The sequence below is a fragment of the Streptomyces sp. NPDC008317 genome (assembly GCF_042955955.1).
Taxonomy (GTDB): domain Bacteria; phylum Actinomycetota; class Actinomycetes; order Streptomycetales; family Streptomycetaceae; genus Actinacidiphila.
Genome location: NZ_JBIBFQ010000017.1, coordinates 42,873 through 55,548 on the forward strand (window position 1 = coordinate 42,873; position 12,676 = coordinate 55,548).

Consider the following 12,676-nt stretch of genomic DNA (forward strand, 5'->3'; position numbering starts at 1 on the left):
CCGAACGGGGCAAGCAGATCGATCATGTATGGACTGCGTCGTGACTGTGATCATCTTCGACCGCTGGTGAGCAACCAACAGGGCCGCCAAACCAGACACGGGCGGAGCGCGGGCAGGGGCGGGGCGGTGCAGCGACGACCGCCGACGCACAGCCCACCACCTCGCTGACTGCATGCCCATTCGAGACCATTCGCAGACTGCCGCCCCGCCGCATCTCCCAAGAGACTATCTCTACAGTTACGACATCCTCTGTGTAATCACAGCACTGCAGCTCAGAGACCAATCGCATCGCCCGTCCACACCAAGGAGACCAAACCATTCGAGGTAGACGGCATGCCAGTTTTAATACCTGAACTCCAAACAGACGAGGTCAGAGCGCCAGGCATGTCGTAACTAGACAGAAGATCGACAGGGGTGTGGGCCAAGAATTTGAGGACGGCGGGGCGCAGGCTCGCGGAGATCGAGGCGCGGCGCGAGCAGGGGCTGCCGGTCGGCTCCACCACGGGCGCGCTGACCGAGGAGCGCCGGGACGCGCTGGAGGCCATCGACCCGTCGTGGTGCCCGGCCTGGCCGGTGGCCTGGCAGCGTTGCTACAAGCTGTGCAGGGGCGTCATCGAGGCTGGCGCCGCGCTGCCGGGGCCGGGCGAGGCCACGGTGCAGGGCGAGGACCTGGGAGCGTGGGTCCAGGCGCAGCGCCTGGGCTGGGACGCGCTGCTGCCCGCGCAGCAGTGGATGCTGGAGATGATGCTCGGCATCGGCCCGGCAGACCCTGACGAGAGGCCGCCAGCGGCCCGTACGCAGGCGGACAAGTGGGCGGCGAACGTTCGGGCCGCCCGGCAGTTCCACGGCCGCGAGGGGCACCTTCAGGTGCCCCGGAAACACGTCGAAATGGTGGACGGTGTCGAACACAAACTCGGCATGTTCGTGGACAACGCCAGGCGCCGGGCCGACAAGCTGAGCGAGCAGCGCCGCCAGGAGCTGACCGAGCTGGGGATGCGCTGGGCCAAGGAGGAAGCGTGACGGGCACGCAGCACGACGCGTACGGGGAAGAGCTGGCCCGGATCAGTCGGCACCAGGGCGAGGCGGTGAACGCGCGGCTGCGGCTGTTCGAGGTGCTGGCCGCAGCCGGGGTGCCGGCGGCGGAAGCGGACGTGCTGGTCTCGCGGCTGGAGGCCGGGGCGGTTGCCGGGGCGCACACCTGGGTGTCGGAGAGCAGTGCACTGCACGGGTCGCAGCAGCCGTTCGAGGACGGCTGGTTCGCCGGTGTGCGGGCGGTGTCGAGCTATCTGCTGCGCATCGCCGACGACGCTGCCGCTCAGCGCGGCCGGGCCGCGTCCAGCGCCGAACTGCGCGCCCACCTCCGGGAGCCAGCCGGGCGGGTGCCGCAGCCGGCTGCACCGCCCGCGGCCCCGGCTGGGTCGGCTCTGGACCCGGCGGAGGTCTTGGCGGCGGCGCTGCGGTGCACGTGGGCCCTGACCACCCCGGACCAGTTCTTCACCACCGAGGCGTCCAGCGAGATCCTGACCGTCGCGTTGTCCGCGGTACGCGAGGAAGAACACGACGGCTACGTACAGCGCCTGGAGGCGTTCGCCCACCGGCACCGCGAGCGCCTGGAGAAGCTGCTCCGCACCCACGGGCCCGGCAGCGCGCCCGCCGCACACGGCCGCTACGCCCTGGTCGGCCAGCCCGAAACGCTCGTGGTCTGCGAACGGATGGAGACCGCGCGGCTGCTGCTGTACGGGCTGTGGGAGGGCGAGCTGGAGGACGTCCTGCTGGACGACCTCGCCTACGTCTGGGGTGTCCGCCGCCCCACCCGGTGACCACCACACGCAGCAGCGCGGCCGGGCCGGGACTCCGAGCAGGGAGCCCCGGCCCGGCCTGTGTGTGCCGCCGTGGCTGTCCCGCTGACACGAGGTGGCCAACCCGGCCCGGCTCTGCTGACACCAGGCAGCCACGGGCGGGCCCGCTGTCATCGGTGAGAGATTCGCTGTCCCAAGGGTGAGATTCACTCCCGGGTGTCGTCCAGCGCCTGGACCAGGCCGCGCAGCGGCATGTGGCCGCCGGCCCTGTGCCAGACCGGGCCCTTCGGGCCGTGGGCGGTGAGGTCGTCCAGCATCGCCAGCAGCAGCGGCACGCTGCCGGGCCCGGTGTGGAAGTCGAGGAAGCTGTGCTGCCAGTGCTCAGCCGTCAGATTCAGGACGCGGTTCATGCGGCCCGCCAGCGCGGTGCGGCCGGCCCCGGTGAAAACAAGGGCCACCGGCGGCGTGCCCGGGCGGCCGGTGGGCGGGAAGAGCGTGCGCCAGTGCAGCTTCTCCACCTCCCCGATCATGGCGTTGTGCCGCTTCCCGTCGTAGACCGGGCGGGCGAAGTACTGGTCGTAGCGGGCGAGTTTCTCCGCGACCCGCTCGGGTGACTCCGTGCCCCGGTCGACCTCGATCATCAGCACCGGCACCCCGGCCGCCGGGGCGCGCAGCACGGCGTCGACCCGCACCGCCGCCTTGCTGCCCGACGCGATCGGCAGGTGCGTCTCGGTGCGGAACGCCCCGATGCCGCAGATGCCCGCGGCCGCGCCGGGAAGCGTGCCGCCGCGGACGAACGCGGTGACGGTCTCGTTCACGGCCATCGCGTGCTTCGCGCCGCCCCGGGCCACCCCGCGGGCCAGGCCGCCGTCGACGCCTTCCTCGAGGATCTGGTCGGCGTAGTCCAGGCCGGCCGCCGTCAGCCGCCACAGTTTCTGCGCCGCCGGCCCCGTCCGGCCCGGGGCGCCGATCCGGCCCCGGGGTCCGGCGGTGTTGCCCTCGGAGACCACCAGGCCGTGCTTGGCCAAGTCCAGCAGCGCGTTGCGGATCGACTTGTTGTCGGTCAGGTGCGGGCGGACCAGTCGCATGATCTGTGTGGCGGTGGCGACCTTCAGCGCCCCGAGCACGGTGATCGTGTCGTCCCGCTCCGGTGACGCCGACCCGTACGGGTACAGCACCCGCTTCGGTTTCGGCTTCCCCGGCTGTTCGGCCTCGGTCTGCCCATGCTCCTGTGTCTGGCTCACGCCTGCCTCCCCGCTTGCGGTGATCAGGCAGTCCAGTCTCGCCCGGCCCACCGTCAAAGCAGCGTCAGCGCCCGCCTGATGGGCCCGCAGCGCCCTGCTGCTCCGCTTCCCGGCCGACGCACACAGCGGCGGCCTGCGCCCCGCCAGGGCCGCCGGAGGCACACGAAACCGCCCGTTAGCCCCTCGCGCCTCGCCCACCACCCAGCCGCACCCGTCTCCTTTTCATCGGGTGCAGCAGGGGGTGGAGGGCAAGAGGGGATGTCGAGGCTTCCAGTGACATCACTACTTGCGGCCTGACCTGCGCAAACGCCCTGACCGGTGCCAGGTTGGCCGGTAGGAGGCGTGGCAGTGGTCCCGGAAGGGGCACCGGCAGGAGCCGTGTCGAACCGGCCCGGCCGGTCAGCCGGGGCGCAGGACCTCGTTGCGCAGAGCGCGCAGCAGGGTCAGGGCATCGTCGTTGTCGGCGTCGGTGAAGGCGTGGACCGCCCCCAGGATCGACATCCCGATGTGCTTGGCGGTGGCCAGGTCGTCGCCGGCCAGCACCGCCTGCTGACGCAGGGCTTCGGCCAGGAGGAAGGCCAGGCGGGCCTGCGGGTCGGCGTTGAGCTCCGCCAGCCGCGGGCCCGTCTCACCGGGGCCGGTCTCGGAGGTGATGCCGAACGCGGCGACCAGGATCCGCTCCAGCGTGTGCTTCCCGTACGCGGCCAGCAGCTTCGGAAGCGCCTTCTCCCCCGCCCCGCTCGCAGCCAGGACCGCCAGGCCGGTGTCGTTGTTGCCGACGACGGCCTCCAGCGCGGCCAGCGCCCGCAGGTGCTCATCGTCGGTCAGCTCGATGTCGTCGCCCATAGCCGGAGACCGTACGCGCCGCCCGCCAGCGTCAGAGCGCGAAGCGGCGAAACCACCCGACCGGGGGTGCGTACGGGGTAAGAGGGGAGATCCGCTCATCGGATCACTGGGGGCCGGGAGCCGGTCCAGGCTCCAACCGCCTTCCACGGCGCCGGCGACCCGCCACACCGCCGCGGTCGGGCCGTGCGCGGCCAGCCGAGCTGTCGTGGTGGTGGCCACCACCAGGCGACGGTGCCGGACCGGTTGCCGGCCGGCTGCGCGGGCCAGGAACTCCGCCTCCCGGGTGGGCGGCGCCGCGCGGCGCGACGCCGGGGCGAACACCACCAGCAGCCGCGGGAAGTCCTGCTCGAGGTACGGCCCGGCGTAGTGCTCCTGCCAGTGCGAGCGCGGCGCCCTCGCGGCGTTCCCCCGCCCCGACGGCGGCGCGGTGCGGTAGGCGGCGTAGCGGTCCAGCTTCGCCAGCACCCGCGCGTACGACATCGTGCCGCGGTCCAGCTCCACGAACGCGAACGCTCCCGTGGCGAGCAGCACCACGGCGTCGGGGATGAGCGGGCCGGCCGGGGTCGGGTGCGCGGCCTCCAGCTGCCAGTCGCCCGCGTCGGCGGCGCCGGAGCGGTGGAAGGCCAAGGCGGTGTCGACCAGGGCCAGGCCGTGCTCGCGCAAGCCCGTCTTCGCCGCCGCCTTCCTCCCCGTCGTGCGGCCGCCGGCGGAACCGTTGAACGCGGGCAGCAGCCCGGAGGCGGCTGCTTCCGCGAGACCGGCGGTCGTGCAGAACCAGTACGACTGCTGTGCCCGCTGCACCCGGCCCACCAACGGCGGCTTCTCCGCGGCGAGGTTCCGCAGGGCGCGGCGCACGTAGTCGGTGCCCTCCTGGTGGTCCAGGAGCAGCGCACGCAGCTGCTCGGGTTCGGCCAGCCGCAGCCGGGCCAGCGTCACCAGCACCTCGCCGCGGATCTCGGCGCCCGCCCGCGCCACCCGTCGGCCGCGCCCCGCCGCCCCCCGGGCAGGCCCCGAAGAGGAGAACCCCTCCTTCTCCGAGCGTTCAAGGGCGGGAGAAGAGGTGTCGCAGTCCTGCGGAACGGGCGGACAAGGGGTGTGAGCAGGAACGATGCCCGCCGTCGGCGGGAGGGGTCCGTGGCTTGCCACAGGGCCCGGCGTGTGGCCGGCTGCGGGGCTCGCAGTGACCGGGGGCCCGGCGGTCGCGCTGCGCGGGCGGGTCGGATCGGTCAGGTCCATCAAGGACGCCTTCCAGGTGCGGGGCGGACAGAACTCCGCCATCACCTGCTACAGGCCCGAAACGATCTTCCCGTGTGACAGTAGTCCTTGAGGAATTTCGCCCACCAGCCCGACCAGCCCCGTTACGCCGCTCATCAAGTGGACTGGACGATGACCCCGCCAGCGCGAGCCACGTACTGCCCCGCGCGGACGTCTGTCGCCGCGGTCAGGCGCTCCTGGAAGTCTGGTAGCCGTCGACCGGCTCGCCGTCGATCTCGAACGCCCACTGATCGAGGGGAGCCTCGCTCAGCGCGGCCGTAAGACTGCTGAGCAGCTTGGCGCCGACGGGGATGGGGCCCGTGAGCGAGGCCGCTGGGTCGACCGGGTACTCCACTGACCAGTTCGTGTGTGCCATGCGAAGGACAGTAGCCCGCCGACTCGGCGCGAGGAACAGCGTTCCACGACGCCCGTTTTCACCTTGTCCACCCCCTTGACCACACCAATTGCCCGTTCCTGGCCCTCCCGCGACGTTCCACACCCTTACGTCCCAGTTCGCAGAGGGGCGCGGCCGACCACGGCCCGGCGTGGTCAAGGGGGTGGTCAAGGGGCCAGTGCCGCATGGGCTCCGTGGCGCGGCCCCTATCCGGACGTCACACCCGTCACACACGCCTCAATTTTGTTCATTGACGCCGGGAAACGCCGGCTTCTGTCGCGGGTGGCCTACGGGCGGGGCAGCAACCGGCCCCGCGTACCCGACCGAAGGAGACGGCCATGAGGCGCAGCCCCCGGACCAGCCACCACATCGACCACCTGACGCGGCTGGTGGACAACCTGCTGGTCGACCTGGCCGCACGCGGCCGCCCGGCGCCGACCGCACCCCAGATCCGCACGGCCCTGCGGGAACTCCAGCGCAGCCGCCGCTCCCGCCGGCGGCCGAGCGCCCGCCGGTAGCCGCACTGTTCCATCACGCCCTTATTGCCCAATTCCCCGCCCATACCCACCGTTCCCCACCGTTCCCGACCGATTCGCGCAGCCCAAGGGCGTGCGGGTGAGCAGCCGGAGGGGTCGCTCACCCGCACGCCCGGGTCGCCGCTTTCCAGCGTTCCGGGGCTGTGACCTGCGGTAGTGATGTCCGTGGAACGCGCGGCGGGTCCGGGGGAACGCACCGTTCCACCGTGGAATCGAACGGGGAATCGAACTAGGTTGGAGGAGTGAGCGACGACCAGGACCAGGAGCACGGCGTGGGGCAGCCGGCTGCGCTGCCGCAGGCCGACGGCCCGCTGGTCGACGTGACCCTCCCCGACGGGCAACACCTGTTCGCCGTGGTGAAGTCCCGGATCAGGGAGCCGGACGGCTGGTGGTACGCCCTGCAGATCCACCTGCCCAGCCAGGGCAGCGAGCGGGGCCGGCTCCTGGTCTTGCCCGCGCCGGTCGACTTCCGCGCCCCGGCATCCCTGTGCCAGCCGATCGACGGCCAGCCCTACGACCAAGTGCCGACCGAGCGGCCCGGGATCACCCCGGCCTGGAAGGTCGAGGAGAAGGTGTACTTCACCGGCGACGTCGGCCCGGCCCGCATCGTGCACCGCGGCGACTGCCGCGCCGCCCGCGACCTCACCCGCCCCGCCAGCACCGAGTAGGCCCGCGCCGTTCTCGAGCGCGACGACGCCGCACCCTGCCCGCTGTGCCGCCCGGACCGCCCGCTGCGCAGGGCCGCGTAGCTGCGGGTGCTGTCAGTCGTCGTCCAGGGCCGGGAGCTGGAGACCGTCCGGCAGGGCTGTGATGGCAGCCTGGCCGTACCAGGACCGCGCCCACCGCAGGACCACAACACGGCGCAGCCGCCACTCCGCGCAGTCCTGGGAGAGGACTTCGTCGCAGAACGCTTCGCGCAGTCGGATCAGGACGTCGTCCTCCAGGCCGTCGTCGACGGAGATGCCGGCCTTGACCGGGTCCCCCAGTTCCAGGGCGTCCGCGAGGATCGCGGCGGCGGCCCGGCTGGTCCCGTTGCCGTTGTAACCCCACGCGAAGTCGCCGTACGGGCCGGACTCCAGCTCCCGCAGCACAGTGACGTCCTGCCGTTCCGTGGGGCCGAACTCCGGTTCCTCCACCCAGATCCGCCCCGGTTCCCACGCTTCGTCAGGCTGATTGCGCTGCTTCTCCGGCCCGAACTGCAAGCCGTGGTAGGTCCAGTCCCGGTACGCCATGGCGTCCCCTCCCTCGTCGCGTCGAACGAACCGAGCCAGCCTGACGCAACACAGCGTCCACCAACAGACCACCCCGCGTGACACAGCGCCCAGAAGTGACCGCGCCGCGGCGGTCTCGTTGAGCAGACGGTGCCGCTCGAAGCGCTGCGACGGTGCCCCGGCTGAAACGCACCCCGCACGCCGTGAGGCGGGAAGTAGGCCCCAGCTGCTCCGCGGCATCGCAGCACGCCGTTGTGGCCTCCTGGCCACGCCGCAGATCACGGCGGCGGCACCGGAGCCGGAAGGTTCTCCATGTCCTCTCACGCACGCCACAACGACGCCCGCCGCTACCAAGACGCGTTCGGGGTCTCCCACGCGCAGGCGCTGCGCCAAGTCCGCCAGCAGCTCCCGCCCGCCCGCGGCGCCTCCCGCGCGGCGACCGCCCCGGTGTGGGACGGCCAGGCAGTGCCGCCGGTGCTGCTGGTCGCTCAGGCCGACCTCGCCCGCTGGGCCATCAAGCACCTCAACGAGGTGATCGCGCTCGGACAGCGACTCCCCCACAACCTGTGCGAGTGGGCCCGCCTGTCCTCCTACGCCATGACCGACGCCCACGCCTACACCCAGATGATGGCCGGCACCAACGGCGCCTTCTTCCAGATGCTCGGCTGGGACGACGACCGGATCCGCCGCCACCTGCAGGACTGCGACGCCGACCGCTACGTCACCATGGACGCCGTCGCCCACGCAGCCGGCATGTTCGGCCAGCCGGTCCCGCCGGGCCTGGACCTCACCAGCTGGTGGACCATCGGCGGCCAATACGCCGCCGAACGCTCCTGATCCAGGCCGCCTGTGCGGCGGCGGGAAGCACTTCGCCGCGTGCTGCGGACATGCAGATGCTCCCGGTGCTGGGCACCGGGAGCATCGAAGAGCAGGGCCGCTCGCTCAGCCTTGCCGGGTCTCTCCGGGGCGGTCGACCCGGGTGACCGCGGGCGGGTCGTCGCTCTTCTTCTCCGTGCCGACGAGTGCCGGGTTGGCGAAGGTGTCAGCGAAACTCTGCTGCTGAGCCGGTGGTGGCGGAGGCGGCGGCGGTGCCTGACCGGCTCCCTCGTTCTGTGCTTCGCTCATGGTCACCAGTGTGGACCATGAGGGCGACAGTCGACAGGACAAGGCCGACGGCCACCGCGCACAGGCTGACCGTCCAGCACGTGCCCTTGCGGTTCAGCCGCGCACGGTTTTCAACGAAGATCCCCGAGCGCGTAGCGGCGAGCTGCGCCAGGGCCTGCGCCTTGGTATGGCGGACATTGTGCTCAAGGACCTTGTCCGCTTCCAGGTCCTTGTACTCGGCAACGCGGAACGCCATCACTCCCGCCACCAGCGCGACGGCGTAGGCCGCGAAGGCGATGCTGGCCAGGATCGGCTGCGGCTTGTGCGCGGCCAGGAACTGCGCGGCCGTGGCCACGAAGCCGACGACCACGACCGCCTTGGTGTCGACCTTGCCGATCGAGTCCGACTGGCGGGCCAGACGCGCCGCCATCTCGTTGTTGATCAACTCCAACGTCTGGACCTGATCGTCCAGCTCCTGCTGCGTCATCGTCATGCCCGGCGAGCGTAGTGACCTGCACCGACACCGCGACCGGGATCCGTCCGGTGCCGCCCGTACAAGCACACAGCCCTGACTGCTCGACGGGAATCGTGTTGGTGAACGCCGGCGCGGCGCCTACGGTCCTGCTGTGACTACGCACGATGTTCCCGCATCACGGCTGCTGGGAGTCCCGAAGGAGATAGTCCACGAGTCGGCGCGCACCCTGCGCCACGCCAGGACGTCGCTTCTCGACTTCGCCGGCAGCTTCCCCAATCCCGTGCCAGCCGGGAGCACAGCCGCCGTGGACGAAGGGTGGGTGTCGGCATCCGATCACCGGCAGCGCGCCGCGCGGCGTCGGCTGCTTTCCTGGGGGACCTGGTCCACGTCGGTGGTGCTGGGAAACGCCGCCGACCACGTTCTGGCCATGGAGCGCGCCCTGGTGGGCGAGCCGGTGTCGGTCTGGCCGCTGGTCTCTCTATCGCGTGTGGTGATGGAGGGATGCGTCAGGATCTCCTACCTGCACGAGGGTGAGGTCTCCAGTGAGGCCCGGGCGGCCCGCATCGCCGCGGCGTGGCTGGGCAGCATCCAGCAGCACCTGACCGCATCCAGGGAGTTCCAGCCGGACGTCACGCTGCCGAAGGCAGAAGCGGCCTGGCGTCAAGCGGAGCGGACCGTCACGGGCGCCGGCGCGACGCTGGGGCTGGACAACAAGGGCCGGCCGAACCGGGTGCTGCTGAACGGCGTCACCTGCAACCTTGAACTCAACCTCGTGGACGCGGTCCGCAAGCGCGCCGCTCATCCGCCGGCCTGGTACCGCATCTCCTCCGCCGCCAGCCACAGCATCTCGTGGATGCTGCAGCAGGCCGTGGAGCTCAGCCCCGAGGGCCAGCTGTCCATGCACGCCGACCCCGACATCATCACCGCCGCCACCATCGCAGTCCTCGGCGCATTCGGAGACACCACCGAGACTCTCGGCAGCTACTACAGCCACCCCAAGACCCGCGACGCGGTCCGCACCGTCCAACGACGCACCGTGGCGGTCGTCAACCGGCAGCACAGGTGGCGCAAGCAGATGGAAGCCGACGTACAAGCCCTGACCGGCGGCTGATCCGCCCACCACCGTAACCGGGTGCGGTCCTCACCGGCGCCGGCCTGCTCAGGCCGTAGGAGCGGAGCAAGGATAGAGGTGTGTGGTCTCCCCCGAAACCGTGCGGTGGTTCGCCTTCCGCCGCGGCGTGGCAGCGATCATGTCTGGGTCGGATCTTCGCGGAGCCCGGACGGCAGCAGTTCCGCGTATTGCGCACGGATGTGGCCCAAGCCCTCTTCGAGGGTTGGATCGTGTTCCAGGTTGCGCGTGACGAATGCGAGACGGGCACGGTTTTCGTCTATGACGTCGCGCCAGCGACGTACGTAGGCACGTACCTGGGGCCGCCCCTGCTTCCGAGCCGGATTGAAGACGCGCCCAAGAGAGCGAGCGTCCTCGCTGATCCGGTTCTCAACGACGTCGTCCCAGTCCGTACCGACCAGGAGGAAGTCCCATTCGGCCCTCTCTGAGGCGAAAGCAGGGTTCTTCAGCACGACGTTCGCGTAGTCCTCCAGCTGATCGAGTTCCGGGCGCCCGAGGGTGACGTTCGGCGCCTTGAGCTCGACCACGAGATGACGGATGCGTTCGAACTCCCGCATCTTCACAGCCAGGTGGAGGTCAGTACGGCCAGACCGGCTGTCCCAGCGTTTGACCGGCTCTACCCCGGCGGTCGGCAAGCCCTCAAGCCGGAGGTGGTTGCGCAGCAGCTCGGTCAGGCCCCGCTCGCTACTCATCAGGTGGTAGGCCTCGCCGAAGATCCACAGTTCCCGTTCGAGCAGGCGGTGCAGATGGTCGCGTTCGCTCCTGCTCTGGCCGGGTCCCGGCGGTTGCACCGCGGTGACTGCCACGCGGTGCACGCCTCACCCGGTCCGCCACCACCTAGCAGGCCCGCGCTGCCCTCGAGCGCGACAATGCGGCGCCCTGCCAGATGTGCCGGCCCGGCCGGCCGCTGCGCAGGGCGGCGTCGCGGCCGGTCCCGGGGTGACGCGGTCAGTGGCCGGTCAGGTCGTTGGTCACCTCTTCTTCCACGGCTCGCGCGGTGTGGTCGATGACGTTGCCGTTCGAGCAGTTGTCGGCGTGGTCGCTGACGTGGTCGCCCAGCACCGGTACGACCGCGACTTCCTGGAGGCACACCGCGGCCGCGGTGAAGCTCCAGTTGTTCGCGGCGTTCACGCCGCTGCCGAAGTTGCTGTCGTTGTCCGCGAAGGCGGGAGTGGCACCGGCCGTGGCGGCCAAAGCCACCGCCGCGGCCGTCAGCGCCCCGCGCATGATCATCTTTTTCATGGCCGGGCCAACGACCGCCGAACCGGGAGGGCACGGCCTGCTACGCCGCCCGGAGGACCCGCCGCCGAATCCTCAAGCAGGGCAGCGGCCAGAGACCGGCGGTCACCGGGCGGTGGTCACGGTGATGACGGTGTCGGGGCAGTCGGCGAGGGTACTGGTCAGGGCGGTCTGTTCGGCGGTGTCGATGTCCAGGCCCCACCGGGTCTTGTCGGCGATCCAGTCGGTGACGTAGGTGCAGCGGTAACCGGCGGCCGCCACTGCGACGGGTCCCTGTCGGCCGTGGACCGGTTGGATTTCGCGGAGGCCGCGACCAGGTCCCGTGGGTCGCCGAGGTCGTTGGCGTAGTCCTGGCCTTCCCTGGCCGTCCAGGCCGAAGCGCCGCTGTCCCAGGCTTCGGCGAGCGGCACCAGGTGGTCGATGTCGAGGCTGCGGGCGTCGTCGATGTAGGTGTCGTCGTACGGGCTGAACCAGGCGCCGCCGGTCAGCGTGCAGCGCGGCCCCTGGTCCGGCGCGGTGAGCGCGTCCCGCTTCAGCACCTCCTGCCGGGTCGAGCACCCGTCGCCGTCGGCATCGGTCCAGTGCCGGAACTTGCTCCGCTCGTACCCGGTCCGGTCCTCCGGCCGGACCGGAAGCGCCGCGAGCGCCTGGCTCACCGGAAGGGAAACCGTCTCCCCTGCGGTGCCGGACGTGGGGACGGAAGCCGCGGCAGCCGGGCCCGGTGCCCGCGCAGGATCCCGTGCCCGCGGTCCAGGCCCGCCCACGCCGTGGCGCTGACCCGCAGCCGCACCTGTGGCCCGGCCACTGGCCCGTGGCCGGCAGGACGGTACCGGCCATAACACGGATCTTTCGGCCGCCCCGCGATGTCGGCCCGGCTGCGGTGAGGACTCGATGCCCGTGGGGGCGCCCCGATGGCTGCGCTTCTTTCCCCGGATGACGCGGGTCATGTCATGAGGAAGGTCACTCCTCCTCGTTGCTCGGCTCAATCCTGGGTCAATGAGTCCCGATGTCCGGGACTCCACCGGCAGGATCCCTGTTGCCCCGTGGATTACTGGCAGACCGCCGGAATGTTCCCGAGATGACCGAACGCCACCGACGTCACGCTCCGCAATCAGTTGCCGGACGGCAACGTTCCGTACGTGGCCTGCCTCAGGATGTCTCAGGCGTGCCGCCGGACGGCGGAGCGCTGATTCTGATGGGGGTGGGCTGCGGGTGCGTAGATGTGTGTTCGGCCGCTGGGGAGCGGTTGTTGGTGTGGTGACCACGGGGGTGGTCATCGCGTCGGGGGCGCCGGCAGTGGCGGCGGCCCCGGATGTTCCGACGCAGGCGGTGGCGCTGGTGGACAGTATGAAGCCGGTGCTGACGGCGAAGGTGTCGAGCTCGTCGGGCGGGCAGGTCACGGCGAAGTTCTTCGCGGGGACGTATGCCGCGGGCGGGGCGTGGGA

General features: G+C 71.1%; 14 protein-coding genes. 6 read left to right on the plus strand and 8 right to left on the minus strand.

The window, feature by feature from the left end; genetic code table 11:
* Positions 1 to 414 precede the first annotated feature (414 nt).
* Positions 415 to 1,020, plus strand: a complete 606-nt coding sequence (locus ACFY9V_RS35155) for a Helicase associated domain protein (protein WP_391164375.1) — start codon at positions 415 to 417, stop codon at positions 1,018 to 1,020.
* The gene (locus tag ACFY9V_RS35160) at positions 1,017 to 1,820 is read left to right on the plus strand and encodes a hypothetical protein (protein WP_391164376.1); all 804 of its coding nucleotides are present in this window, start codon (positions 1,017 to 1,019) and stop codon (positions 1,818 to 1,820) included. The genes ACFY9V_RS35155 and ACFY9V_RS35160 overlap by 4 nt, the downstream gene beginning before the upstream one ends.
* Before the next feature lie 185 nt (positions 1,821 to 2,005).
* Here the strand turns inward: ACFY9V_RS35160 and ACFY9V_RS35165 are convergent, their stop codons facing one another.
* From ACFY9V_RS35165 to ACFY9V_RS35175, 3 genes are all read right to left on the minus strand, one after another.
* Positions 2,006 to 3,043: a replication-relaxation family protein gene (locus ACFY9V_RS35165; RefSeq protein ID WP_391164377.1), complete on the minus strand. Its 1,038-nt coding sequence runs from the start codon at positions 3,041 to 3,043 to the stop codon at positions 2,006 to 2,008.
* Positions 3,044 to 3,442: 399 nt separating this feature from the next.
* On the minus strand, positions 3,443 to 4,864 hold the full coding sequence (locus ACFY9V_RS35170; protein WP_391164378.1) for a replication-relaxation family protein: 1,422 nt from the start codon (positions 4,862 to 4,864) through the stop codon (positions 3,443 to 3,445).
* Between the two features lie 466 nt (positions 4,865 to 5,330).
* Positions 5,331 to 5,519 carry a hypothetical protein gene (locus ACFY9V_RS35175; RefSeq protein WP_391052924.1) on the minus strand — a complete coding sequence of 63 codons (189 nt, stop codon included), beginning with the start codon at positions 5,517 to 5,519 and terminating at the stop codon, positions 5,331 to 5,333.
* A gap of 356 nt (positions 5,520 to 5,875) precedes the next feature.
* Here ACFY9V_RS35175 and ACFY9V_RS35180 point away from each other — a divergent pair, with 356 nt between their 5' ends.
* Both ACFY9V_RS35180 and ACFY9V_RS35185 read left to right on the plus strand, forming a co-directional pair.
* Positions 5,876 to 6,055: a hypothetical protein gene (locus tag ACFY9V_RS35180; RefSeq protein WP_391164379.1), complete on the plus strand. Its 180-nt coding sequence runs from the start codon at positions 5,876 to 5,878 to the stop codon at positions 6,053 to 6,055.
* 260 nt (positions 6,056 to 6,315) lie between these two features.
* A complete protein-coding gene (locus ACFY9V_RS35185; RefSeq protein ID WP_391164380.1) occupies positions 6,316 to 6,741 on the plus strand; it encodes a hypothetical protein in 426 nt (141 codons plus the stop codon).
* Positions 6,742 to 6,834: 93 nt separating this feature from the next.
* On the opposite strand, the gene ACFY9V_RS35190 is transcribed toward ACFY9V_RS35185, so the two are convergent.
* Positions 6,835 to 7,305 carry a hypothetical protein gene (locus ACFY9V_RS35190; protein ID WP_391052929.1) on the minus strand — a complete coding sequence of 157 codons (471 nt, stop codon included), beginning with the start codon at positions 7,303 to 7,305 and terminating at the stop codon, positions 6,835 to 6,837.
* Between the two features lie 291 nt (positions 7,306 to 7,596).
* On the opposite strand from ACFY9V_RS35190, the gene ACFY9V_RS35195 reads away from it, so the two are divergent.
* Positions 7,597 to 8,121 (plus strand): hypothetical protein, encoded by a 525-nt coding sequence (locus ACFY9V_RS35195; protein ID WP_391052932.1) that lies wholly within the window; start codon positions 7,597 to 7,599, stop codon positions 8,119 to 8,121.
* 205 nt (positions 8,122 to 8,326) lie between these two features.
* Here ACFY9V_RS35195 and ACFY9V_RS35200 read toward each other — a convergent pair whose 3' ends face one another.
* Positions 8,327 to 8,881 (minus strand): hypothetical protein, encoded by a 555-nt coding sequence (locus ACFY9V_RS35200; protein ID WP_391052934.1) that lies wholly within the window; start codon positions 8,879 to 8,881, stop codon positions 8,327 to 8,329.
* Between the two features lie 133 nt (positions 8,882 to 9,014).
* On the opposite strand from ACFY9V_RS35200, the gene ACFY9V_RS35205 reads away from it, so the two are divergent.
* Positions 9,015 to 9,974, plus strand: coding sequence for a hypothetical protein (locus tag ACFY9V_RS35205; RefSeq protein WP_391052937.1), 960 nt, complete (start codon positions 9,015 to 9,017; stop codon positions 9,972 to 9,974).
* Positions 9,975 to 10,111: 137 nt separating this feature from the next.
* Here ACFY9V_RS35205 and ACFY9V_RS35210 read toward each other — a convergent pair whose 3' ends face one another.
* The 3 genes from ACFY9V_RS35210 to ACFY9V_RS35220 all read right to left on the minus strand — a co-directional run bounded on the left by ACFY9V_RS35210 (position 10,112) and on the right by ACFY9V_RS35220 (position 11,887).
* Positions 10,112 to 10,798: a hypothetical protein gene (locus ACFY9V_RS35210; protein WP_391052940.1), complete on the minus strand. Its 687-nt coding sequence runs from the start codon at positions 10,796 to 10,798 to the stop codon at positions 10,112 to 10,114.
* Between the two features lie 142 nt (positions 10,799 to 10,940).
* Positions 10,941 to 11,219, minus strand: a complete 279-nt coding sequence (locus ACFY9V_RS35215; RefSeq protein WP_391164381.1) for a hypothetical protein — start codon at positions 11,217 to 11,219, stop codon at positions 10,941 to 10,943.
* Between the two features lie 173 nt (positions 11,220 to 11,392).
* Positions 11,393 to 11,887 carry a DUF1524 domain-containing protein gene (locus ACFY9V_RS35220; RefSeq protein ID WP_391164382.1) on the minus strand — a complete coding sequence of 165 codons (495 nt, stop codon included), beginning with the start codon at positions 11,885 to 11,887 and terminating at the stop codon, positions 11,393 to 11,395.
* Positions 11,888 to 12,676: the final 789 nt, after the last annotated feature.